The sequence below is a fragment of the Costertonia aggregata genome (genome assembly GCF_013402795.1).
Taxonomy (GTDB): Bacteria; Bacteroidota; Bacteroidia; order Flavobacteriales; family Flavobacteriaceae; genus Costertonia; species Costertonia aggregata.
In genome coordinates, this window is sequence record NZ_CP058595.1 from 1,634,968 (window position 1) to 1,660,118 (window position 25,151).

The 25,151-nt window shown below is 40.1% G+C and carries 23 protein-coding genes and 1 pseudogene; 11 read left to right on the top strand and 13 right to left on the bottom strand.

Annotated elements, in window-relative coordinates; translation table 11 throughout:
* Positions 1–3: 3 nt before the first annotated feature.
* The 3 genes from HYG79_RS07530 to atpB form a co-directional block, all read right to left on the bottom strand.
* Positions 4–504 carry a F0F1 ATP synthase subunit B gene (locus HYG79_RS07530; RefSeq protein ID WP_179241495.1) on the bottom strand — a complete coding sequence of 167 codons (501 nt, stop codon included), beginning with the start codon at positions 502–504 and terminating at the stop codon, positions 4–6.
* 82 nt (positions 505–586) lie between these two features.
* A complete protein-coding gene (atpE, locus tag HYG79_RS07535) occupies positions 587–775 on the bottom strand; it encodes an ATP synthase F0 subunit C (RefSeq protein ID WP_013993139.1) in 189 nt (62 codons plus the stop codon).
* 38 nt (positions 776–813) lie between these two features.
* Positions 814–1,995: a F0F1 ATP synthase subunit A gene (gene atpB / locus HYG79_RS07540; protein WP_179241496.1), complete on the bottom strand. Its 1,182-nt coding sequence runs from the start codon at positions 1,993–1,995 to the stop codon at positions 814–816.
* A gap of 221 nt (positions 1,996–2,216) precedes the next feature.
* Between atpB and HYG79_RS07545 the strand changes: the two genes are divergently transcribed.
* Complete coding sequence (locus tag HYG79_RS07545) at positions 2,217–3,578, top strand: DNA cytosine methyltransferase (protein WP_179241497.1); 1,362 nt, start codon at positions 2,217–2,219, stop codon at positions 3,576–3,578.
* On the top strand, positions 3,578–4,636 hold the full coding sequence (locus tag HYG79_RS07550) for a hypothetical protein (RefSeq protein ID WP_228027959.1): 1,059 nt from the start codon (positions 3,578–3,580) through the stop codon (positions 4,634–4,636). The genes HYG79_RS07545 and HYG79_RS07550 overlap by 1 nt, the downstream gene beginning before the upstream one ends.
* Here HYG79_RS07550 and HYG79_RS07555 read toward each other — a convergent pair.
* The 7 genes from HYG79_RS07555 to HYG79_RS07585 form a co-directional block, all read right to left on the bottom strand.
* On the bottom strand, positions 4,628–5,041 hold the full coding sequence (locus tag HYG79_RS07555; protein ID WP_179241498.1) for a DUF6168 family protein: 414 nt from the start codon (positions 5,039–5,041) through the stop codon (positions 4,628–4,630). The two genes, HYG79_RS07550 and HYG79_RS07555, sit on opposite strands and share 9 nt — an antisense overlap.
* A gap of 3 nt (positions 5,042–5,044) precedes the next feature.
* Entirely contained in the window at positions 5,045–5,275 is a 231-nt protein-coding gene (locus HYG79_RS07560) for an AtpZ/AtpI family protein (RefSeq protein ID WP_179241499.1), read from the bottom strand.
* On the bottom strand, positions 5,253–5,705 hold the full coding sequence (locus HYG79_RS07565; protein WP_179241500.1) for a bactofilin family protein: 453 nt from the start codon (positions 5,703–5,705) through the stop codon (positions 5,253–5,255). Before HYG79_RS07565 ends, HYG79_RS07560 begins: the two co-directional genes overlap by 23 nt.
* A 4-nt stretch (positions 5,706–5,709) precedes the next feature.
* Complete coding sequence (gene porW / locus HYG79_RS07570) at positions 5,710–8,265, bottom strand: type IX secretion system periplasmic lipoprotein PorW/SprE (RefSeq protein ID WP_179241501.1); 2,556 nt, start codon at positions 8,263–8,265, stop codon at positions 5,710–5,712.
* A gap of 275 nt (positions 8,266–8,540) precedes the next feature.
* Positions 8,541–8,906 carry a hypothetical protein gene (locus tag HYG79_RS07575; protein ID WP_179241502.1) on the bottom strand — a complete coding sequence of 122 codons (366 nt, stop codon included), beginning with the start codon at positions 8,904–8,906 and terminating at the stop codon, positions 8,541–8,543.
* A gap of 36 nt (positions 8,907–8,942) precedes the next feature.
* Positions 8,943–9,638, bottom strand: a complete 696-nt coding sequence (locus HYG79_RS07580) for an ABC transporter ATP-binding protein (protein ID WP_179241503.1) — start codon at positions 9,636–9,638, stop codon at positions 8,943–8,945.
* A 55-nt stretch (positions 9,639–9,693) separates the two neighbouring features.
* Positions 9,694–11,166 (bottom strand): DUF5687 family protein, encoded by a 1,473-nt coding sequence (locus tag HYG79_RS07585; protein ID WP_179241504.1) that lies wholly within the window; start codon positions 11,164–11,166, stop codon positions 9,694–9,696.
* A 133-nt stretch (positions 11,167–11,299) separates the two neighbouring features.
* Here HYG79_RS07585 and HYG79_RS07590 point away from each other — a divergent pair, with 133 nt between their 5' ends.
* The 4 genes from HYG79_RS07590 to HYG79_RS07605 all read left to right on the top strand — a co-directional run bounded on the left by HYG79_RS07590 (position 11,300) and on the right by HYG79_RS07605 (position 13,859).
* Positions 11,300–12,346 (top strand): ferredoxin--NADP reductase, encoded by a 1,047-nt coding sequence (locus HYG79_RS07590; protein ID WP_179241505.1) that lies wholly within the window; start codon positions 11,300–11,302, stop codon positions 12,344–12,346.
* A gap of 17 nt (positions 12,347–12,363) precedes the next feature.
* Complete coding sequence (locus HYG79_RS07595) at positions 12,364–12,930, top strand: Crp/Fnr family transcriptional regulator (RefSeq protein WP_228027960.1); 567 nt, start codon at positions 12,364–12,366, stop codon at positions 12,928–12,930.
* Between the two features lie 114 nt (positions 12,931–13,044).
* Positions 13,045–13,485 carry an SRPBCC family protein gene (locus tag HYG79_RS07600; RefSeq protein WP_228027961.1) on the top strand — a complete coding sequence of 147 codons (441 nt, stop codon included), beginning with the start codon at positions 13,045–13,047 and terminating at the stop codon, positions 13,483–13,485.
* Positions 13,482–13,859 (top strand): hypothetical protein, encoded by a 378-nt coding sequence (locus HYG79_RS07605; protein ID WP_179241507.1) that lies wholly within the window; start codon positions 13,482–13,484, stop codon positions 13,857–13,859. The genes HYG79_RS07600 and HYG79_RS07605 overlap by 4 nt, the downstream gene beginning before the upstream one ends.
* A gap of 145 nt (positions 13,860–14,004) precedes the next feature.
* Here HYG79_RS07605 and HYG79_RS07610 read toward each other — a convergent pair whose 3' ends face one another.
* From HYG79_RS07610 to HYG79_RS07620, 3 genes are all read right to left on the bottom strand, one after another.
* Entirely contained in the window at positions 14,005–14,793 is a 789-nt protein-coding gene (locus HYG79_RS07610) for a patatin-like phospholipase family protein (protein ID WP_179241508.1), read from the bottom strand.
* A 75-nt stretch (positions 14,794–14,868) separates the two neighbouring features.
* Positions 14,869–16,401: a Do family serine endopeptidase gene (locus HYG79_RS07615; protein WP_179241509.1), complete on the bottom strand. Its 1,533-nt coding sequence runs from the start codon at positions 16,399–16,401 to the stop codon at positions 14,869–14,871.
* 135 nt (positions 16,402–16,536) lie between these two features.
* Positions 16,537–16,992 carry an Hsp20/alpha crystallin family protein gene (locus HYG79_RS07620; RefSeq protein WP_179241510.1) on the bottom strand — a complete coding sequence of 152 codons (456 nt, stop codon included), beginning with the start codon at positions 16,990–16,992 and terminating at the stop codon, positions 16,537–16,539.
* Between the two features lie 564 nt (positions 16,993–17,556).
* On the opposite strand from HYG79_RS07620, the gene HYG79_RS07625 reads away from it, so the two are divergent.
* The 5 genes and pseudogenes from HYG79_RS07625 to HYG79_RS07645 form a co-directional block, all read left to right on the top strand.
* Positions 17,557–18,249, top strand: a complete 693-nt coding sequence (locus HYG79_RS07625) for a TIGR04282 family arsenosugar biosynthesis glycosyltransferase (protein WP_179241511.1) — start codon at positions 17,557–17,559, stop codon at positions 18,247–18,249.
* Between the two features lie 57 nt (positions 18,250–18,306).
* Positions 18,307–21,510: a SusC/RagA family TonB-linked outer membrane protein gene (locus tag HYG79_RS07630; protein ID WP_179241512.1), complete on the top strand. Its 3,204-nt coding sequence runs from the start codon at positions 18,307–18,309 to the stop codon at positions 21,508–21,510.
* Between the two features lie 9 nt (positions 21,511–21,519).
* Positions 21,520–22,959 (top strand): SusD/RagB family nutrient-binding outer membrane lipoprotein, encoded by a 1,440-nt coding sequence (locus tag HYG79_RS07635; protein ID WP_179241513.1) that lies wholly within the window; start codon positions 21,520–21,522, stop codon positions 22,957–22,959.
* A 54-nt stretch (positions 22,960–23,013) separates the two neighbouring features.
* A complete protein-coding gene (locus HYG79_RS07640; protein WP_179241514.1) occupies positions 23,014–24,351 on the top strand; it encodes an SLC5/6 family protein in 1,338 nt (445 codons plus the stop codon).
* Positions 24,336–24,971, top strand: a pseudogene (locus HYG79_RS07645) (metallophosphoesterase family protein); the annotation flags it as partial. The gene HYG79_RS07640 and the pseudogene HYG79_RS07645, both read left to right, overlap by 16 nt.
* Positions 24,972–25,151: the final 180 nt, after the last annotated feature.

Sequence of the window (25,151 nt, forward strand, 5' to 3'; positions counted from 1 at the left end):
GATTTAGTTCAATTTAATATCGCTAAGCATATCATCCACCAATTTCAATTGCTTGTCCTTGTTGGATAATTGTTCCTTGATTACTTTTTCGGCAATCTCAACGGAAAGTTCCGCTACTTGGTTTTTGATATCGGCCAAAGCAGCTTTCTTTTCACTTTCTATGGTAGCCTGTGCGTTTTTAATTATTTTATCCCCTTCTGCCTGGGCCTGCTCTTTGGAATCGGCAATCATTTTATCCTTGATTTCACGAGCTTCTTTCAACATGGCCTCCCGTTCAGCACGGGCTTCCTTTATGAGTTTGTCATTGTCTGCTTGAAGGTTTTGCATTTCCTTACGGGCGTTTTCGGCAGCTTCCAAAGCATTGCTTATCCCTTCCTCACGTTCGTTAAGTGAGTTCAGTATCGGTTTCCAGGCAAATTTTACCAAAAGGAAAATCAACCCTAAAAGCAGTATCGTCTGAACTACGAATAGGCCTGGAGAAAAGTCGTTCAATAAAGTTTCCATAACTGAAAAATAAATTTTGTTTTTTTAACAAAAACACTTCCTGCAACCAACCGTTACAGGAAATGTTCATTAATTTTTGTTCTTATTTTCCTAAGAACAAGGCACCAAATGCCAAACCTTCTAAAAGTGCAGCAATGATAATCATCGCCGTTTGTATTTTTCCAGTCGCCTCGGGTTGTCTTGCAATACCTTCCATTGCCTTACCACCGATTTGACCAAGTCCGATACCTGCTCCGATTACGATTAAACCTGCTCCAATTAAATTGTACATAGTAAATTGATTTATATTAAATTAAAAAAACTCTCTTTTTAGATAAAATCCGCTCTAACATCTTCCGCATCGGGAACTTCTTCCCCATGGTCATCATGCCCATGATCGTGATCATGCTCTGCAACGGCCATTCCTATGAACAATGCCGATAGCATCGTAAAAATATATGCCTGTAAAAAGGCGACCAACACTTCAATCAAAGTGATGAAAAATGAAAGTACCAATGAAAGAGCGGTCGCTCCCCCAACCGTGAGGGTATCTTTAAGTGTAAACATGATAGCTATCAAGCTCATTACCACAATATGACCAGCAGATATATTCGCAAAAAGACGAACCAGAAGTGAGAACGGCTTGATGATAAAGGCACCCGCCAACTCTATTACCGCAAGTACCGGGCGAATCCACCACGGTGCATCTGGCATCCAGAGCATGTGCATCCAGTAATCTTTATTACCACTAAAAGTATAAACGATCAGTGTGAAAATAGCCAAACAAGCGGTAACCGCCAATTGTCCCGTTACGTTAAACCCTAATGGGGTAAGGCCCAACAAATTCAATATCCAAATGAAAAAGAAGACCGTTAACAAGTATCCCGTAAATTTTCTATACTTTTTTTCGCCGATATTAGGTCTTGCAATTTCATCACGTACATAAATCACCAGAGGCTCCAAAACACGGCCGAAACCTGTGGGTACTTTTCTGTTTTTGTATTGGCGTGCCAAAGATGAAAACGCCAAAAGCATTAAAAGGCCTACCAGTAGTATCCCTACCACGCTTTTAGTGATTGAAAAATCCAGTACTTTGCTCGCATTGGTGGCGTGATGCTCCTCATCAAAAGAAACGGAAGAGGCACCTTCGTTCAACTCATATATCTTACTATGCAGTTTTACAAACCTTGTTCCTCCTTTTTCAACGATAACTTCCCCATCATCGTCATGATGAAAGGCAGAAGACATAAAAGTAACCAAACCTTTACTGGACCAAACGATAACTGGCAACGGAAAGCCTACGTGCCTACGTTCCCCTGTATCATCGGTGTAGGAGAACAAATGAAAATCGTGGGAATCTTTTATATGGTGTTTAATGTAAGCATCAACTTCCTCTTTTCCGTTTACAGGACCCTCTTCTTGAGTAGGTTCGGTTTTTCCAAAACCTGCGTAGGAACCAAAAAGAAATACCAAAGTGACTAATGTGCGTAAATATGTTGTTGCTTTTTTCATTGCGAATCTTTCAAAATATGGCTTTCTAAAAGTCGCGCAAAGGTAGTTATTAAAAAAGAAAAATAAATCTTTTTCGAAGAAAAGATTTAATCCAAAAAATATTGAAATAAAATTTACTTGAACATTTTTACATTGAACGATTCTACAAAAAGAAGATTTATAAGCTATATTTGATTTTACACTTCTTTTTTTACTAAATTAAATTGATTTAATTCATTTTCATGGCTGAACTAATAAATGTCAAAAGAGGCTTACGTGTTGAAGAACCTCAGTTGGCTGTAAAATTTTATCCTAAAACAAAAACCAAAAGAAAAGAACATAAGCGAAAATCGACCTTACATATGCTTTCTTTATTTTCTGGTTGTGGAGGAATGGATTTAGGTTTTGAAGGAGATTTTTCTGTTTTAAAATCTTCTGTAAACGAGGTTTTAAATCCAAACTTTATAGCTCAAGAACTTGAAAACAATTATGTAAAACTATCGAAAACACGTTTTAAAACAGTTTTTGCAAACGATATTTTAATGGATGCAAGAAATGCTTGGGTAAACTACTTTTCAAAAAGAGGACATAACGCAGAAGATTACCAAACAGACAGTATAGTCGATTTAGTAAAATTACACCAAAACGGAACAAAGGTTTTTCCGAAAAACATAGACATTGTAACCGGTGGATTTCCTTGTCAAGATTTTAGTGTTGCCGGAAAAAGAAACGGACTTAATTCGCATAAAAACCACAAAGGAGAACTAAATACAGAAACTTGTGCAACAGAAGAAACTCGTGGTCAGCTTTATATGTGGATGAAACAAGTTATCGAAATAACTCAACCAAAAATTTTCATTGCAGAAAATGTAAAAGGTTTAGTAAATCTTTCAAACGTCAAGGACATTATTCAAAATGATTTCTCTTCTGCTGGAGATAATGGATATTTAGTTTTAAACCCTCGTGTTTTACACGCAGCAGATTACGGTGTTCCGCAATCAAGGGAACGAGTTTTCTTTATTGGTATAAAAAAATCTGCATTAAAAAAATCCGCTCTCGAACAATTAGAAAGAGAAGACATTTCGGATAAATACAATCCGTATCCTAGACCAACTCACGCTTACAAAACTGACGGAGAAGATTTAAAACGTCACGTAGATTTAAAGGAACTTTTTGCGAATTTAGAAGAGCCTGAAAAGTCAAAAGATTTATCTCAACAGTTTTACTCAAAGGCAAAATTTATGGGTAAACATTGTCAAGGCCAAATAGAAATAAAGCCAGATGGTATCAGCCCTACAATTCGAGCAGAACATCACGGAAATATAGAGTTCAGAAGATTATCGAAAAAAAACGGCGGAATTTTAACAGACGAACTATCTAAAGGATTAAAGGAAAGGCGTTTAACACCAAGAGAATGTGCATTAATACAAACTTTTCCACCTGATTACGAATTTGTAATACCAAACAAAAATGGTCGTAAAGGTTCGTATTTGGTAAGTCCATCAAAAGCTTATAAAGTAATTGGTAATGCGGTTCCACCACTACTCGCTTACAATTTAGCAAAGAGAATAGAAGATGTTTGGGATTTATATTTTAGAAAATAATGGTAGTATCAGTTAATTCAGAACCACATAAAAGCGAGTTCAACGCTTTATTAAATTCTACAATTGAAGAATTAAATATTCACGCAAAGAAATCACCTAAAAAGATTGAACAATTAAGAGGGAACAAACTTGAACCTTATGTTAGAGATGTAATGACTGATTTAGCTGTTGGTTCACAATTTGAAAATTCAATTGAATTAATTGGAGGACAAAAGTTTCCAGACATTGTTGCGAAAAAATTTTATGGAATAGAAGTTAAAACCACAACTCAAAACCATTGGAAAACAACAGGGAATAGTGTTTTGGAATCTACAAGAGTTGATGATGTTGAGCGAATTTTTATGCTTTTCGGAAAACTTGGAAAACCAATTGAATTTAGATGTCGAGCTTATGAAGAATGTTTATCAGAGGTTGTTGTTACACATTCGCCAAGGTATTTAATTGATATGAACTTGGAAGAGGGAAAAACCATTTTTGACAAAATCAATACACCTTACGATACTTTGCGTCAAAAGAAAAATCCGATTAAACCAATTACAGACTACTACAAAAGCAAATTGAAACCTGGTCAAGATTTGTGGTGGATTCAAGATACAGAACAAGCAAGTAGTCTTGTAATTAATATTTGGAATAACTTAAGCCTAAAAGAAAAGCAAGAGATTAAAAATAGAGCAATGGTTTATTTTCCAGAGGTATTTAGTAATCGTGGAGACAAATTTGCTCGACTTGCAATATGGCTTGTAACAAGAGAAGCAGTTGTTTGTCCGAATGTAAGAGATTTATTTACTGCTGGAGGAAAAGCCAATTATTTGATTAAAAACAAAACATATAAAAACATTCCTAGAGTATTCATAAAGTTGTTTGATAATATAGATTCTATTTTGGATATTTTGATTAACACTTCTGCAATTGAATTGACAGAATACTGGAATGAAAAAACGACCGAAAAGAAAAAAATTATGGATTGGATTGAGTTGGTTGGATTCAACTCGAAGTCAGTTCAAGGAGCAAAACATTTAGACATAAAACAAATGTTAACTGAACTTACATCAATATAATTTTTTCTTTGTATCTAAATTTAATTTGCCCAATATTTTGACTACAAAATATACTTCTGGAATAAGAAAAATCAGTACAGGAACCAATAATGAAATTTTTTCGATTTGCGATAAATGAATTTCACCGAACAGTGAGGGCGAAAAAGCAATTCCGAACGCTACGAACTTAAAAACGAAGGCTCCCAAATAAAAAAAGCCCAGCTGGTGCTTAAAATTCCCGCTCTTGGAAACCAAAAGCAAAAATGTACAAATGACAAAGGAACATATACTATGAAAAACGTACACCTTTTGCAAGGAAAAGAATGTTACAGTTTCTTTGTTGAACAAATAATGGGCATGAAGATAAAAACCTCCCAAAAAAAGAAGCCCAAAAACCAATACATACGTTAACAAGGTCTTTATCAAAACCTACTTATTTAACCGGTTTGCCTGCACGATAACGGAATATAACGATATGCATACTGCCAAAAGGGTACAGGTATTTTCCCAAAAGGATGTATGGTATTTTTCATCTAACCATGCTCCAAGTAGGTTGCCCAAATATATGGTAAGCCCCATTTGAATGGCGATACCAGATAGCTTTGCCGCTGTTTGCAGCCCGTTGTTTTTAGATGGTTTACGAGGCTTTTGCTGTTCCATTATTGGTGTTGGCACCAGTAGTAGCGGTAGATTTAAAGCTACTTGTCGTGTTTGCGCCCGTGTTCAAGGAAGCTCCTTTGCCTTTCATGGTACAGGATGCATTAAAGGTGGCTCCCGGCTCTACGGCCAATTTGGCTACGGAAACCGTTCCTTCGATCAAAGCGGAGGCCTTGAGCGATAGCAAATCGGATACCAAAAGTTCACCGTTGAACTTGCCTTCGATATCGGCATTTACACATTCCACTTTGCCGTGGATGTAGCCATCTTTTCCGATGACCACTTTCCCCGAGGTTTTTACGTTGCCGTCTAATTTTCCGTCAATACGAAAATCAGCCTCTGAAGTAATGTCACCTTTGATTTTGGTGTTCTTTTCAATTCTGTTGGGTTGTCCGCCTAGCTCTGTCATGGATCTTTTGTTGTCTGAAAACATTTTGTTATGGTTTTGGGGTTAATAGTTCTTTTTTGTACTCCTGAAGGTTTTTATGTACTTGTACGATTTTATAATTGGATGATAAAATTACAAAATTCTCATTATCAATTCGGTAATCCTTGTTATTTTTTAGAAGCTCAACATAACCTAGGGCAAAATCCTTTGATTTAAACCCATGGACGACTACGAATTGGTCCTCCAGGTTATAAATATCTTTTGACACGATGTTCTTGTATCTTAAATCTACTATCGATTTCTCTAGTTTTTCTTTAAGCGACTTTGCATTTTCATTGTCACTTGTCTTGAAAGGGAAGACCACTTTCCAATTTTCCCTACCCTTGGTATTGGTTTCGGGGGAAAAATTGCTGGGCTCCAATTTGGGCAACTGTTGCGCTATCATTTGCTCTGCCTTTTTTCCTTCGGGATTGTTGGGATAGGTCAACGCCACATAGTTTAAGGCTTCCTTAAAATTGTTGTAGCCTTGAAGCCTGCCAATGGCATTTGCCTTGAGCATTTCAAATTTGGGCACTATGGGATCACCGGTATATTTGTTTATGTTTTCCTCGGCTCCCGTAATGACCCTAAGATATTCTTGGTTTTGATAACGCCTGTACAGTTGTGCATATTGGGCATCGGGACTGTCGGAATTATCGGCCAGCACCGCCTGAGGGTTCAATAAAATTTCCGCATAGCGTGAATCTGCATGGTTTTGGATGATATTCTCTTTCATATCGGAGGCCAACGGACTCCCTTCTTCCTCATAAATTTTATAGAGATTGTATTTTGATGGCAATATCAACCTTTCTTCCGGGTCCGATTTCAGTACGGTCTCCAATTTTCCTGCGGCCAATAGGTTTTCCTTGAACTTTTCCTTGTAAATCAAACCCAATTGATAGTTCGCAAAATTCCGCTCACTTCTTAGACTATCGATTACGGAAACTTCGGTAGGGAGCCTATCCATATAAAATGCTACTGAATATTTTTGTTCTTGGGTAAGTTGCGATGCTTCTATCCCATCAGCGGGCGTGGCAATACCCTCGAGCGCATCGGGCAAAACCTTGTTTTTATTGCTCCATCGCCAGTTATCTTCCAATTCCCGATCTCCCCAACGCTGTTCAAAATCGGTTTTACCATAGCCCAAACTGGTAATATTGTAAAAGTAGAATTTACCTTTGTTCTTTTTTCCGCCTTTGGTCTCTCCAAAAGCCACTACCCCGGCCAACTGGCGCTTTGTTTCTTTCGCCGCGGCCTCCTCGTCTTTTTTCTTTATTTCGGCAATATAGTCTTCGAAATAGGCAATTTGATCATCTGTAGACATGGAATATAGGGTAATCACGCTATCGGCATATTGTGCGATATCCTCATATTTTATGACATCTTCCAAATTGTCCAGTTTTTTTTTGACCGAACGGTATTTTTTAGTGTTTTCCGGTAAGTTTGTCAAAACACTATCGTAATACGCTCCCGAAGTTTTGTATTGATTTTCATCAAAATTGTATTCTGCCAAATTCTCGTAGTTCAAAGCGTTCAATTGTGGAACGCCACGAGTCGCACGCAAAGACTTGTTATAATACACCAATGCCAAACTGTCGGCCTCGGTCTCCAGATGATATTCCGCTATTTGGCGATAAATTTTATCTAAAAACGGTCTGTTTTCACGGTTTTCCTCCAAATCGGTCAAATATTCCAGCAACTCCTCTTTATTTTCTTCGGTAAGCTCGGTATTCTGAATTTTTTGTAAGTGCGCATTGATCATATACACCCGGGGCGACTTCCGGTTTAAATCTATAATCTTATCAAAGGCATAATTGGCGCTATCCTTAAAACCCAATTGATTGTACAGTTGCCCAATGATAAAATAGTAGCGCCCTTTTTCAGGGTTCTTTTTGGTGTAATAGGATGCTATCTTTAGTTGCTGGATAGCAGTATCGGGAGCATTTAAATTGATGTAGGCCTGAGCCATAACCGCCCGGGCGTCTGCATATTCCTGATCTTTTAGCGATTCAAATTTGAACAATCGTTTTAGGTTCTTTAATGCGAGTTCTGCATTGTCTAGCCTTAAATTGGTTTTTTCGCGCCAAATGGTCGCTTCATTGAGCTTATCACTTTGCACGTATTTTCTTAGGATATAATTGAAGGATTCAAGTGCCGGTATATAACGCTGGTCAAAGTAACGTGCTTTACCCAATAAAAGGAAAGCTTCATCGGTCTGGGGATTGCGTTCCTCATCTTTGATATCCATACTATGTTTTTGTATGGCTTTGGTCGCTTTTTCCTCGGCAATGATAAAGTTGGGGTTGTTATCTTCCGAATCTAGCTTTAAATCCTCGGTCACTTGCAGACGCTCAACAGGGAGAATTTCCCAATAATTGTCGCGGTAAGACTCATGTAGTGCATTACGCCCTTCTTCAAAAGCCAGATTGCCATTGTACAAAGTATTGTACTTGGTATTGAGCGCATGCCAGTTGCGGTTGATGAACGCATCTTTTTTTGTGGAGCAGGCGTTAAATGCCAATCCACCTAAAATACCGAAAAGAATAAGTTTGCCCCGAATTTTCAAAATTGACTATATGCGTATCTATCTAACTTAAAAACCACAGGATTATTATGTAGTTCATCGGTAAAATTGCAATTTATCTCGAAGCCTTACAAATACTTGCTCTGTTTGGTGGGTATATTTTACAAACCAAGTAGTTTGTCACTATGCCCTTATATCTAAAAAAAGCTGCAATTACTGTGTTTTATCGAGACTAATGCCAATAAAATCCGATTGAAATGAAACACGTGTACTTTACTCAAATTAAAAACCAACTCAAGAGTCGGTTTTGGTATTTTTCAATATTTTTTGAATTCAGCATCAAAAATCAAGGAATCTTTCGTGATTTTTATCTTTTGAAGCACTTCCAACGGAGTGCCGTTTGTGTAATATCCGAAGGGTGTAGATTTTGATTTTCCATGTATTATATATGTTATTATATAGTGGCCATCGGTTTTAGGGGTATGGGTCATATCAACCTCATAATCCAGAGCCCCACCAGATGCAATAGTAACATAGTTGGTGTTGGCGACACCTGAAGCCTCTATTTTTAAAGAATCAATTTGGTACCCGCTTTCATTTTTCAACTCAAAAAGTGCGGTGCTTTTAAAATTGCAGGAAAGTAACGATACCAAAATTACGGTTAAAGTGACTGTTTTTTTCATTCCTCTCTTGTTAACAATTCATTCATACCTATTGAATTATCCAGCAAAAAAAGTTTCCAATTCTTTTAGGGTTTCTGCCGATGTTTGGATATCCCTCACGATTTCCCCTTTGTTCAGTACCACGATACGTTCGCAGACTTCGGTAACGTGAATCAGGTCGTGACTTGATACCAAGACGGTTACCGCTTTATTTGCCGCCAAATCCCTAATGATGCCCTTGAGGCGAATTTGGGTCGTTGGATCAAGATTGGCAAAGGGTTCATCGAGTATGACAACTTCTGGATGCCCAATAAAAGCGGCAACAATCCCTACTTTTTTCTGATTTCCTTTGGAAAGGTCTCTCAGGTATTTTTTTTGACCTAGAATCTCACCGTGAAAAAAATCTTCATACCCGGATAAAAGCGCATCAACGTCGGCCCTGTTTTGCCCACGTAGTTCGCCGATAAAGTAAAAGTATTCCTCTGGCGTAAGATAGCCTATCAAAAAAGTTTCATCAATGAAAGCCGAGGTGAACGGCTTCCAAGCTTCGCTGGCGTCTACTTGCACCCCGTTGTTTGTAATATTTCCCGTAGTAGGCTTGATCAGGTCCAATAAAGAACTAAAAAACGTGGTCTTTCCTGCTCCATTGTTCCCCACAAGGCCAAAACTTTGCCCTTTTGGAATTTCCAAGTGTTCTATATTCAATACGGTATGCTGTCCGTAAGTTTTTGTAAGGTTCGTTGTCGTTATCATGTATATGCTTTTATTTTCATGTATACGGATGTAAAATCCGGTCAATCCTTTGTGTTTAAGCCTTTTGCTTATAGGCCAAAAGTGTCTTGTATTTTTCTTTTTTATAGATTTTCTCTATCAATTTGAATACCCTATTCTTGAACAGTAGCCCGATTATCCCAATGGCCGCTACAAAAATATACCCAGCGGTAGGATTTATAAGATAGTGCCCCAAGGCATAGAAAATAAGGGGCATGATCAATTTGGGTAGCGTTAACAGTAGTGTCTTTGCGTTAAAAGCCTGTTTGTCCCCAAATGCTTTTTTACTCGAAGTCAGGTCAATAGGGGTTTTTACATAAGCTCCACCCCACAATACCAAGTACGAATTGACACCAATGTTGTATACAGCTCCTACAAGCACCGCCAAATAAGCATCCAGTCCAAAATATAGGTAGAATGATGCCAATACCGTACTGGCCAATGTAGCGATGATGACCAAATACCATTTAGAGTCCAAGTACTCCTTGTATTTTATGTTTTGGCTCATCATCAAGGGATAATATGAACTGTCCCAACTAGGTACAAAACCCCCAAAACTGAACAAAAAACCGCCTGTAACAAAAATTCCCGCAAATATTTTCCATACCGGGCCGTCATAGGCTTCGATACCCCCTGTAAAAAACAAGAGTCCGTAAAAAATAAAGAGTACGCTCATGATAACCGTAGTCTTGGAACGCTTGTTCCTGCGAATGAGTTTTATATCGTTTTTCAGAAAGGTTCCCAAATTGCCAAAACGGTTCAACCACGCATAATCCTCTGTTTTTGCCTCTGCCTGCTTTATGGCCAGACCTGCATCCAAATACATATTGGATTTAAAGTAATTGAACGTAACGATATATAACCCAACAAGAAGCAACCATGGCAAAATAGCGGTCCAAGGCATATTGTACAGCGCATTGAACAATGGGGTGGTATATACCGTAATATCAAACAGACCATAATATTGGCACCCTCCCAAAACAGCCCCGATACCGAGTAAGGTGTAAAAGAGGTTGTCCTTGTTGTTGATCAATATATTAAGGAAGTTATTACCGTAAAACAAGGCCATTATACCAAAGTGCCACCCGATAACGCCCAGAGGCGAATACCCTTCTATCAAAAGTACAATTGAAAAAGGGACAAAGAAAAAGGCATGGCTCCAATTGAAAAAAGAAACCACCGTTTTTCCCAAAGAGTAGTTTACCACTTGGCTTTTTCTAAAGGGCAGGTACAATAAAGGCTTAATATTGGTAATGGGCATTTTCTGCAACATATAGCGAATATATAGATCAATGCCCAAGTAGTATATCATAAATTGATCGACCACTTGAAGTGGATCGCCCCAGCCCGATTTTTTTATGAGGTAAAATGCGCCAACACCCATCGAAAGAAAGATGACTATAAAGTAGAGTGCCCCAAAAGCCATTAGAATTTTAAAGGCTACATTGGTCTTAAAGCTGGCAGACCTGAAAAACGATTTCCATTGTAGGTTTACAAAATGTTTGAACATAAAAGTGGTTGATTACAAAGTTCAGAAAGGTTAGTTACTAAAATAGGAAGTTTGTTACAGACTGGAACATTTTTTTACTGTTTACATTTTATAAGGGGCTGTCAATGCTTAATTTTGCATAAAAATTTGTTATATGAGCCAATTTTATTCCCTTACCATATCCGCGATCAAATCGTTGACACCAAATTCTGTCGCCATAACGTTTGACGTACCCAAAAATTTGGCCCAGACCTTTAAATTTATGGCAGGGCAGTACATTACCGTAAAAAAAGAAATAAAAGGGAAAGAACTCAGAAGGGCCTATTCCATCAGTTCGTCACCAACGGCCAACGGCATTACCATAGGGGTAAAAAAAGTAGACCGTGGCGGATTTTCGGATTATGCCAATTCAAAACTTAAAGTCGGGGATGTTTTGGAGGTAATGCCCCCCGAGGGGCGCTTTACCTTTACATCGGCAGATGTGAAAAATATAGCAGCTTTTGCTGCGGGCAGCGGAATCACCCCTATTATGAGCATCGCCAAAACTGTTTTGGACAGTAATCCAAAAAACAATTTTGTTTTGGTATATGGGAACAAATCCTATGAAGAGACCATGTTCTATAATGATATTGTAAAATTACAATTAAATTATACCGATAGGTTTTTTGTTTATTTCATCAACAGTCAAACCAGGGAAAATAATGCCCTTTTTGGCCGTATCGACACCTCAACGGTCAATTATGCTTTGAAGAACAAGCATAAGGACTTGAATTTTGATGCTTTCTACCTTTGTGGCCCGGAAGCCATGATCGATCAAGTTTCCGATACGTTGGCCGATAATGGCGTCCCCAAGGATAAAATTCATTTTGAGCTGTTTACCACGACCGAAATATTGGATGAAATGCCCATTACCGCAGAAGGACAGACGCAACTTACCGTTATGTTGGAAGATGAGGAATTTGAATTGACCTTGGACAAAAAGACCCTAATTTTGGATGCCGTCCTCAAGGAAAATATTGATGCGCCATACTCCTGCCAAGGCGGGGTCTGTAGTAGTTGTATAGCTCGGGTGACCGAAGGAAAGGCCGAAATGGTAAAAAACCAAATTCTTACCGATGGTGAGATCGCCGATGGTTTTATCCTTACCTGTCAGGCACATCCCATAACACCTATTTTAAAGGTAGATTATGATGATGTATAATAATTTATCACCATAGAATGCCTATTGATTCCCTTCGAAAATTTATTGAACAATATGTCTCTTTAAACCAAGGGGATTGGCAAACTGTATCCTCTCATTTTAAATTGACCTTGTACCCAAAGGGAAGCACAATACTTGAATCCGGTAAAATCTGCGATCATTTGGCCTTCTTGGAAAAAGGTCTTTTACGTTTTTTTATTTGGAAAGAGGGTGTGGATAGCACCAAATTCTTTACCGTTGCGCCTTATCTATTTACATCGCAACGTAGCTTTAATACGAGACGGCCCGCCACTGAAACTATTGAAGCCCTGGAGGATTGCCATATTTGGCAAATTCACTTTGACGACCACAAACGGCTATTAAAGCTTCCTGTTTACAATGAGTTAGCTCAAAAAATCACACAGGAAGTTCAGTTTTTTACTGAAAACATCCTATTTGAGCTCCAAAACCAAACCGCAGAGCAACGCTACAACAACCTGTTGAGCAATAGACCTGAATTACTGCAACGCGTTCAGCTCAAACATCTTGCTTCATACTTAGGGGTAACGCAACAGTCTTTAAGCAGAATCCGAAAGAATATTTGATAAGTCGCCCGTATTTACCAAATGGTAAGTGTAATCACATCGTTTTAAAATAGTTTTGAAAAAAACAAAATGAAACCGATTGCATTTATTTTTATATTATTAATGATTACTGGTATGAACTCGCAACAAATAGAGCAAAGCGATAAGCATTTTTGGCATAATTTAGAAACTTCTGCGCCCCCCGAAGCCATTTGGAAAATATGGACAGATGTTCCCCAGTGGAAAAATTGGGATACTGGATTAAAAGATGCAACTCTTCAAGGAATCTTTAGGCTGAATACCAAGGGTAAGATCATCTCCTTGAAAGGTAGGTCTTCCAAATTTAAAATCATTGAATTCAAAGAAGGAGAATCCTATACGTTCAAAACCCAACTCCCATTGGGAGGACTTTATGTAAAACGATTTCTACAAATGAAAAACGGAAGAACCTGTTTTACGCACGAGGTTTGGTTCAAAGGTTTGAGTTCTCGCCTTTTTGCCAAAAATTTTGGAGCTGTATTCAGAGAAATGCTTCCGGAGACAATGCATAACATTAAAGAAATCGCTGAACAATGATAGCACTAAAAATAATGTATACGGCAAACATAATCGTAGCTGGGTGGATAAGTATTACGAGTTTGTTCTATCCCAAAAAAGCACTGATTACGGTATTCGAAAACAGCATTGCGTACTCCGAGGCCATACGCTTGATAGGGTCTTTATGGGGCGCTATCTTCATTCTTTCCGTTTTTGGGTTATTCTATCCCAAGAAAATGGCTTTGGTTTTGCTTTTTCAACTCATATACAAGGGCTCTTGGGTATTTTTTGTAATGCTTCCCTCGATTATGAACAAACAGGTTTATCCAAAAGGTATGGGAATATTTTTTGTTGTTTGGTGTATACTGCTCCCTTTTATCATTCCTTGGAAGTATATCTTTTCAACTACCTGATTCATTTAAAAATATCAACCTCGGCATCATCGGGGTTTATTTAACATGTGTACATTTCATAATCCCCAATACAATTTGAGTAATCAGCCTTTTCGACTGAAGCTGGGTAACAATTTCGGTTAACCTTAAAAGTCTTGGTTTTGGGCTATCCATTTTGTTTTTCTATTTCCTCTAGCCTTTTTATCACATTTTCATAACCAATTTGATAGGCTTTTTCGATACCTTTTCGGTCCAATACACCAATCTTTTCCAGCTCGGTATATTCAAAAAGGAGATTGCAGGAATCCAATTTTTTTCTGTTGATGGCGTAAATCATCAATCCGGTTACCCTGCCCGTGATCTGCCATGAATTTTTTAAGGCGTTTTTATACAGGTTGTTCACAACCGACACATTACTGCCTATGGTAAAATCAACTTTTTCTTTTATCGGTTCCAACGGAAAATTGTTCATGATACCACCATCGGCATAGAGTTCACCCTCTAATTCAACCGGACTAAAAACAGGGGGCAATGCTGCAGATGCCAATAAAGGCATGATCAATTCGCCTTTTGAAAAGAACTTTTCCTCTCCTTTTTGCAGGTTGGTAGCGACCACGTGCAATTCTCGCCCCAAGGCCTCAAAACTGTTATCCGGAAAGTAGCCCTTGAAAATTTCAAAATATTTATCGGTGTCGATAAATCCTGGCTTTAAAATAGTGAGGAAATTATATTTGAAAAGAGGGGTTTCCTTAAAAAAAGCCAACATGTCCTGTATAGAGTTACCGTTGGCGTAAAGTGCGCCCACCAGAGCACCTACGCTGCTGCCGCTAACGATTTTGGGATGAATGCCGTATTCGCCCAAAGCCTGTATCATCCCAATGTGTGCCATGCCACGGACTCCCCCTCCAGAGAGTACCAAGCCCAGCTTTTTGTTTTGTATTTGGGGAATCGTCATAGGCAATACTTAAAAAAACCGTGACGAACACTCTTCGCCACGGTTCAAAATTACACTATTCTGTTTATTTAAAATTTAGGAATCCATTCCGAAGGCGTAGTAATATTTTCCGGGCGTGTCTTCATAGACCCCTTCGAGCATTACACCGCCATCTTTATCTTCAAGAATCTTGGCCACATCATCAATGTCCCTTACCTTTTTACCATCAATATGGGTGATGATAAAACCTTCGCGCATTTGGGTTTCCTTTCTGATCTTACCTGGATAAAGTCGTGCCACTCTAACGCCACCATCAATATTCAACTCCTTGGCTTCATCTTTGGTCATACTTTCAAAATCGGCCCCTAATAGGTTCAAGACCTCTTTTTTCTCACGCCTTGTAATCTCTGTAGACCCGTTTGAATTTTCAAGTACGACCTGGTACTCTTTTTCCTGCCCATTGCGCTTGACCGTTACGTTCACTTTATCCCCGGGACGTTGGCGTGCGATGATCTCTTGCAATCTAGGGGAAGTAGTTACCGCTACTTCATTGACCTTAACAATGATATCGCCCGATTTAATGCCCGCTTTATCGGCTGCACTATCCTCTCCTACATTTTCGACCCAGACCCCTTTGGTAAACTCCACATCCTTTTCCTTCGCCAAACTACCGTCCATAGTCCTGATTGTAACCCCCAACATGCCTCTTTGCACACTCCCATATTTTAGAATATCCTCTACTACCTTAGTGACGATGTTGCTGGGAACAGCAAATCCATATCCATTATAAGTACCGGTCCTGCTGGCGATTGCAGTATTGATACCTATTAGATTGCCTTGGAGATTAACTAGCGCTCCACCACTATTTCCCGGGTTGATGGCGGCATCGGTCTGGATAAAGCTCTCAACAGCGAATTTCTCTTTATTGATGTTGATGTTTCTTGCCTTTGCACTAACGATACCTGCCGTAACGGTGGAGTTTAAACCCATGGGATTACCCACGGCCAACACCCATTCGCCTACCTCTACATCATCCGAATTTACTAAGGCCATTGTTTTTAAATTGTTGGCTTTGATTTGCAACAAGGCCAAATCGGTAGTAGGGTCGGTTCCGATAACGGTAGCCTTATAGGTTTCATTATTGTACAGCGTAACCTCTACCTCATCGGCATTATCGATTACATGGTTATTGGTAATGATATAACCTTTTTCGTTGATAATTACACCAGAACCCGTGCCGTACATGGGTTGCGGCTCTAACCTACCCTCAGGCATTTGAGGCGAATCCTTGAACATGTCCCCGAAAAAATCTCGAAACGGATCGGGCAATTGCCGATACTCAAAGCGTTGTATGTTACCATTGGGCCGCGTTTGGGTAGACTTAATATGTACTACGGCATCCAGTACCTTATCAGTGGTTTGGGTAAAATCAAGAGGTGTAATGTTCCCCTCTTTATCAGCGGTGTAGAGTACATTTTGACCTTGTACACCGCTTACTTGTTGTAGCGTGATTGCTTCTTTTTTAAACCATTGACTGCCTCCGATTACCGCACCGCTCACCAATAAGGCGATCAGGGCAGAGAAGCAATATACTTTCCATGTTTTTTGTTCTTTATTTTTCTTTATCATTATCCACTATTTTTAATTGAACTTTTATTTTGCAAACATTGTAAAACCTTAAGTAATAATAGGGCCAGCTCACCTTGAATCTTTCTTAAAAGGGTAGGGATGGGAAAATTCCCATCCCCGAGACCCACCATGTTCTTATGAAATTTTGATTGTTCTGGCCGGTTTTTGTTTCGCCTCATCTTTTTTTGGCAGATGAATGCTCAAAATACCGTCATGGTATTTCCCCTCGATTTTGTGGTCCTCTACCGTTTCAGGAAGCGTAAAACTTCTCTTGAACGAAGAGTAACCAAACTCACGACGGGTGTAAGTCTCATTTTGTTCCTCGTTCTTTTCTTCCAACTCAGTCGAAATCGAAAGCACATTGTTATCGATACTGATATTGAAATCAGTCTTTTTTAAACCCGGTACGGCCATTTCAACAAAATAGGCTTCCCCAGTTTCCCTAATGTTCACGGCAGGCAATGTTATGCCCGAATTAAAATTTGTGTTGAACATAGAACTAATGTCTCTGCCGAACCAATCGTCTATCCAAGAATTTAAGTTCGGTCTGACTACAGTGCCATTTTTTGGCAAGGTTACCAAAGTACTCATAACTACATAAAATTTAAGGTTAAACAATTAATTATCAAAGTGTTGTTGTAATCCTGTAAACAATCCCAAACTGAAATATTGACATTGTTAATACTGTCAGAACATCACAACTGTCATTTTTACTGTTTTTTATCGGTCTTTTGATGTCCGCTCTTTTTCCTTTTCAATTTCAAAGAAAAAAAACCGTCGCTGCGGAAGATATCTTGCAGGAGTATTTTAGAAGTCAAATACAAAAAAGCAATATATACAACCGTCAAAATAGATAGACCGTATGCTAACTTTTCCATACTATAAATAATGTAAGAACTATTATTACAACTGTAAATCGACAAATCCTATGCCAAAAAAACAGTGGCATTTGCTAAATTTTTTCTAAAATTTCAGTTCAAAGCGTCGCTTCTTGAGTCTTTTTTTCGATGATTTGAATGGTACTCAATACACAATGACTTTCGGTAGAACTGTTCTTATGTTAAATTTATCCCAAGATGTAAGTCACAAAATTAATCACGACCAAACCCAAACATCATATTTATCGTATGTTTACAAAAAAGTATTCCTAATTTGATGTTCTCCACATATCATAGAACCGCTATTTTGATTTTTGCAAATTCCGCTACAGAAGATGCAAAACAGAAAGCTATACCAAATACCGATACTTTATTTCGCGAACTTACCAAGCATACCTTGCGCGAGGTCCAAAAAACCAATATCCCCTATTTTCATTATACCGAAAAAGAGCAAACGGGAAATTCTTTTGGCGAACGTTTTACAAACGCCATACAATCTGTTTTTGACCTGGGGTTTGAACGCATCATTACCATAGGGAACGATACGCCGCAGCTAAAAGCGACCCATTTGGTCGAGGCCGAAAAAGCACTACGGGAAAATAAAACTGTTTTAGGACCTTCTTTGGACGGCGGATTTTATTTGATGGGGCTACATAAATCCAATTTTGACATTGATATCTTCAAACGCTTGCCTTGGCAACGCTTTAGTTTATGGAACAGAATATCGGATGTATTAAAAAATACCGATTGTTCTATTCATAGTTTGCCCGTATTGAGCGATATTGATTCTTTAAGCGATATACAACGATTAAACGCTTTTAGAAAATCGATCTCAAAAACACTTCTTAAAATACTTTCACTTTTACTAAAGGGCCACAATAATATATCAAACTTTTTTTTACAATTTTATTTTACCCTTACCGTACATAGACTTTTCAACAAGGGCTCTCCTGCTGTATTGCATTTCTAAGGTTTATTTCAACGGGATGATCGACCATCCCATTTTCTAACAAATTCAATATCATACATGAAGTATTTGATGTTGGCCATGACCTTGTTCATGACCACAATGCTATTGGCACAGGAAACCGTATCGGGAACCGTAACCGATGCCAGCGGGGTGGCCATTCCCTTCGTTAACGTAATATTACAAGGCTCCGATACAGGGGCGACTACCGATGAACTAGGCAAATATGCCTTGAATGTTCCCGGATTAACGGGCACGCTAAGGTTTTCAATTTTAGGGTTTGAAACTTACACGATAGCCGTAGATAATAGAACAATCATAAACGTTCAACTTGCCGAGTCTTCGGAACAGTTGAACGAAGTTGTCCTGACCGCCCTTGGCCTAAAGCGTACCACAAAAGAATTGGGCTATGTGGTACAAAGCCTGGATGCTGAAGGAGTAAATGAAGTAAAAGCGGTAAATTTTTTGGATAACCTTGCGGGAAAACTCGCTGGTGTTACCATTAACCAAGGGGCGACAGGGGTCGGCTCCTCCTCTAAAATCACCATTCGTGGAGAGGCTTCGTTTTCAAACAACAACCCACTCTTTGTGGTCGATGGGGTGCCGATAAACAACAACTCGGTCTTCAATTTTACGAATGAGGCCGCTGCCGGTTTTCAGGAAATCGATTTTGGTAACGGTGCCATGGAGGTCAATCCAGACGATATTGCCGAGGTTTCCGTCTTAAAGGGGCCCAGTGCCGCTGCGCTATATGGTACACGGGCTTCGAACGGGGTTATCGTCATCGAGACCAAAAGAGGAAGAAACTCCCAAGGGCTGGGTATTAGTTATAACACCAGTTTCTTTGTGGATTCTGCCTTTCAATTGCCCGATTTTCAGAATGAATTCGGTCAAGGTCAATCTGGAGTATTCGAGTTCGTAGATGGTCTCGGCGGCGGTATCAGCGATAATATTACCTATAGTTGGGGGCCACGTTTGGATGCGGGAAATTTGATTCCACAATTTGACAGTCCCGTAACCTTGCCCGATGGCACTATCGTGCGTGGCGGTGATACGGCACTGTATAACGGGTTGCCCATAACACCGACCGAATTTCGTTCCAATCCCGATAATTTGAAAGACTTTTATCAAACGGGGACAACCTTTATCAATAACATTGCTATTTCCAACGGATTCGAAAAAGGGAATTACCGCCTATCGTTTACCGATCTGCGGAGCGAGTCCATTATACCTGGGGTAAATCTGGACAGACAAACCGTAAGCGCGCGTTTAGGTTTTTCGCCGACGGAAAAGTTACGCATCAATTCCTCGATAAACTATGTGAATTCGCAAAGCGACAACCGCCCTTCAAACGGCTATGGTTCGGAAAACGTAAACTATTCCTTAGTGGCATGGGGGCCTCGTTCACTCAATATCGATAGCCTTCGGGAGTATTGGCAGCCGGGATTGGAAGGTGTACAACAGTATTCGTACAACTATACCTTTTTTGATAATCCCTTCTTTATCCTAAACGAAAATAGAAATTCCTTTGAACGGGACAGGGTGTTCGGAAACATATCGGCCAGCTATGATATTACTTCCCATCTTACGGCGACCGTTCGTTCGGGGATGGATTACTCCAGCGAGCTGCGACAGCTACGCAGGGCTTTTAGTTCCAACAGGTTTCAAAATGGGGGCTATGCAGAACATGATGTGTTCTTTAGGGAAATAAATACTGATTTCCTTTTAAATTATACCAATCGGTTCAACAATTTTAAGATTGATATATCCTTGGGGGGCAACCGCCTGGACCAAAAAGCGTTTACTTCGCAATCACAGACTACTCGCTTGGCACAACCTGGTATTTTTCGCCTGTCCAATGCGGCATCGCCCATTGAGGTTTTCGAATTTGAATCCAACAGGCGTATCAACAGTTTTTATGGTTTGGCCAAGTTCGGTTATAAAGATTTTCTCTTTTTGGATATTACGGGGCGCAACGATTGGTCCAGTGCCTTGGCCACACCTTTCTCTGTGGACAACACCTCTTTTTTCTATCCCTCGATATCCAGTAGTTTCATCCTGTCGAAGGTTGTTGTTCTGCCCCAAGCGATTTCATTTGCCCAATTACGGGCAAGTTGGGCACAGGTGGGCAACGATACCAATCCCTATCAAACAACGGGAGCATTTGTAGCGCAAACGCCATTTAACGGCCAACCCACGTTTAGTAATCAGAATACAATTGCCAATCCCAACCTTAGACCGGAACGCACCTCCTCTTTTGAAGTTGGGGCAGACCTTCGTTTCTTTAAAGACCAGTTGCGTTTTGATATTTCGTATTACAATGCCTTGACCGAAGATCAGATTATTTCCCTCCCCATTGGCATCTCCTCAGGGTTTACGCAACAGGTGGTAAATGGCGGAAAAGTGCGCTCAAAAGGGGTTGAGATCATTGCCGGGATTTCTCCCGTCATTTCCAACGATTTTAAGTGGAACGCTACTTTCAATTTTAGTTCCAACCGTGCGACCGTAGAAGATTTACCTCAAGACGAAGGGCGGTTAACATTAGCTTTTTCAAGAATTTACGATAGTCAAAACCAAACGGTATTTTTACAGGTTGAAGAAGGTGGCCGCATAGGCGACCTATACGGTACCGGCTACTTGAAAAACAATAACGGAGATTTTGTCCTTACTAACGATGGGCGATACATTCCGGACAACACCTTGCAAAAACTGGGCAACTACAATCCCGACTTTATGTTGGGCTTCAACAACCAATTCGCCTATAAAAATTGGAATTTGGGCTTTTTGTTGGATTGGCGGCAGGGCGGCATCATCGTTTCCCGTACCAGAGCTCTGGGGAACGTCGGCGGACAATTGGCAGAAACCGCTTTCAGGCCCGAAGGGGGGATAGTTCCCAATGGGGTTGTAAATGTAGGAACTGAAGAAAATCCCATATTTGAACAAAATACGGTTGCTGTGACCGCCGAAAGTTACTATCGGCAGTTTTTTGACCGTAACCACGAGGAAAACAATACCTATGACGCCTCGTTTTTAAAACTACGGCAAATGAGTATCGGCTACACTTTTGACAATCTCAACATTTTTAATCAAAACGCCTCGTTAAGCCTTTCGCTAATCGGTAGAAATTTATTTGCTATTACTGAAAATCCCCATTTTGACCCGGAACAATTGGCCGTTCAAGGGCAAGGTTTTGTAAGTGGTGTAGAAGACATGTCCTATGCGACTTCACGTAGTTTTGGTTTTAAGGCCGGGTTTAATTTTTAAGAAGAAGAAATGAGACATCTATTTATAATTCCAATATTGTTGTTAATGATCGGGTGTACCCAAGATTTTGAGGAAATCAACACCAACCCCAATTCTCCCGTAGCTATACAACCTAGCCTGTTGCTACGCCAGGTCATATATGATTACGGGGAGCAAATGTCCTATGAAGGGTTTACCGCAGGAAATTTATTAGGGCAATATACCACGGCATTGGATTTTAACCTTTTTGACAGGCACGATTTAAAATCGCCACAGCTGGGCGGTAATCCTTGGCCTATTTTTTACAAGAACTTAAGGGATAACGAGATTATTTTGAACCTATCACAAGAAACTCCGGCCTTTGCAGTTTATGAAGGGCCCGCCCGTATTCTAAAGGCCTACATGGCAGCAGCCTTGACCGATCTGTTCGGCGATGTGCCCTATTCCGAAGCGTTTAAGGGCGACAGTGGTACGGTCACTCCGGTATACGATACCCAAGAGTCCATTTATATGGGAGAGGATGGTATTTTGGATAACTTGGAAAAGGGTATCGGTGCGATAGAAAATTACGAAGGCACTATTACCTTGGAAGGCGATATTCTTTTTAGTGGCGATTTGGACGGATGGCTCAAGTTCGCCAATTCGCTCCGTATAAAATACCTGATGCGTATTTCGGACAAAATGGATGTTGCCCCCCAATTACAAGCTATTGTGACCGAAGCCAATTTTATAGATGAGAATAGCGAGAACGCCGCTTTTGATTTCACGGATGGCGAACCGAACAATTTCCGCTTGGCGCGATTACGAGTAGGGGATTTCAATAATTTCGTGCTTTCCGAGACCATGGAAGATATTCTGACCGCTTTGGAGGATAACCGGATCGCAACCTTGTTCCGACCTTTCGGCAATAGTGATAACGGCGAATTCAACGGACTCTTAAATGGAATAGACGCAACTCAAAATGCAGCGGTTTTGGCCGACTATTCTTTAGCAGGAACCCAGTTTCGTGAAAATACCGGAGTGTTGGATGCCAATTTTATGACGAGTATGGAAACCCACTTTCTATTGGCCGAAGCCGCGTTAAAAGGTTGGATTACGGCAGATACGGAACAATTGTATTCTACAGGCGTAACCCATGCCTTTGACTATTGGCACACCGAACTCCCGTCTGATTATCTAACGGGAGCTGGGGCCTACGCCAACGGTAATGCCTTGGAAAACATAATTACCCAAAAGTGGATCGCGAACATGATCAACGGCTACGAAGGCTGGATAGAATACAGAAGAACAGGATTCCCGCAATTGCGAACATTATCCGCTAGCTTGAACAATGATTTGATTCCCGTACGAATGCCCTACCCGGCTGAGGAAGAGGCCTTGAACAGTGCAAATTATGCCGATGCCGCAGCAAAAACAGAAGGGAACAGTATCAATGTGCCTGTTTGGTGGGACTCAAAAGGCGAGAATTGATCATAAAATACCATGAGCGTTATTTCCTTGGATAGTTTCTAGAATAATAAAAATATGGACGTAAAATTTTGGCAATGGGGTCTAGTGATAGCATCAAGTTTGATGTTGTTCTTCCTTTCTCCTTTGGCAAAAAATACCCATCAGTTTTTTAAAGCGGTTCAAGAGAAGAAAACGCCCAATACTTTTACGTTAATGGGCAGTTTGGTGATTTCTTGGATATTTGCCAAGAGCATTACCAACGCTGCGAACCTAGGCTTGGATTACGGTATTGTAGGCGGTATAGCCTATGCGGGCTACTATGTTTCGTTCGCCGTAGCGGGAATAGTGATCTACCGAATGCGGCTGCATGGAAAATACGCGAGCATTCATCACTTTCTCACTTCCAAATTTGGAAAAAGTGCCGTTGCAGTATTTTCTATTTTAATTGCTATTCGCCTTTTTAACGAGGTGTGGAGCAACACTATGGTCATCGGCACCTATTTTGGCGATATGGGTACGGGTGCCTACTATTGGTCCATTTTGGTCTTTACCGGGCTAACGTTGGCGTATGTTCTAAAGGGAGGTATGAGCAGTTCCATTTTTACCGATGTTGTTCAAATGGTACTTTTTACCATTTTATTGGTCGTAATTCTATGGGCCATATTTACTTCGGAAAATGCAATTACGCCGATAGAAGTTGTATCGTCCGGGGTTTGGTCGTTTGATACGGGCCTCAATTTGCTGTTCGCTGCAATATTACAGTCCCTCAGCTATCCATTTCATGACCCCGTATTGACAGATAGGGGGTTTTTAAGTAGTCCCAAAACAACCCTAAAAAGCTTTCTTTGGGCCTGTGTGTTGGGTGGCATCTGTATTGCACTGTTCAGTATAATAGGTGTGTACGCCCAAGCTATGGGAATGCAGGGCCAGGCAGCTGTAGAAGTTGGGAAAGCCTTTGGCGTGGCGATTTTGTTGGTTATTAATTTTATCATGATAACCTCGGCGGCCTCTACGTTGGATTCTACGTTTTCATCGTTCTCCAAATTATTGGCCATTGACCTTAATTTAGGAAATTCATTAAAATTCGGGCGTTGGTCTATGGTCATGATCGCTATTTTAGGTACCGTTCCCGTTTTTTTGGATGCCGAGATATTATCGGCGACTACCATCAGCGGAACTATGGTCATCGGCTTGACCCCCATATTCATTTTTTGGAAAGGTAAAGCACCTAAGATTAGTTTTCATCTTAGTGTGTTTTGTGGCATATTATTCGGATTTTTGTTGATTTTCAACTGGTTCCCAAAAGAATTGATTTTTACAACTGGTAAATACGCCAATTTGCTTTGGATCAATCTTTGGGGAATTGTAAGCTGTATTTTACTCTATTTTATACCCAAATGGATAAAAGGATAACACATATCGGCACAAAAAGCGGCAAGCTATTGCTCTTTGGCGGGGTATACAGCAATTTGCAAGCTTTGGAAAAATTGATTTCCATTGCCAAAATCAATGATATTGTGCCCGAAAACTGTATCTGTACCGGAGATTTGACCGGCTATTGTGCCCAACCTGAAGAAACCGTACAATTATTCCGAAAATGGGGTGCATTGAGTATTGCCGGAAACGTAGAACAACAACTTGCCAACGATAGTGAGGATTGTGGTTGCGATTTTAGGGCCGGTAGTCGTTGCGATGGTTTTTCCAAGCTTTGGTTCCCTTATACCAAAGGGCGTTTGTCTCAAGAATCATTGGATTGGATGACTACGATTCCCGAATACATCAGTTTTGATTACGGCGGAAAAAAAGTGACCGTAGTACATGGTAATTATGGCAATACTTCCGAGTTTGTATTCAAATCCAACGCAAACCGTAGTAAAAACAGGTGTTTTGAGGAGACGCAAAGCGATATTGTCATTGCGGGGCATTGCGGGCTTCCCTTTCATCAATCCATAAAAGAAAAGCTATGGCTCAATCCCGGTGTTATTGGTATGCCTGCAAACGATGGAACGACCAGGGTTTGGTATATGCTACTGGAAATCGAAAAAGGAGAAATAAAATATACTCATCGGTCTTTTGAATATAATCATAAGACCACTCAACAATTTATGCTTGAGAACCATTTGCCCGAAGAATACGCCGATACGCTTTCTTCCGGTATTTGGGACAATATAGAAATTTTGCCCGAGCTTGAAAAAATGGGCCAGGGCATTCCG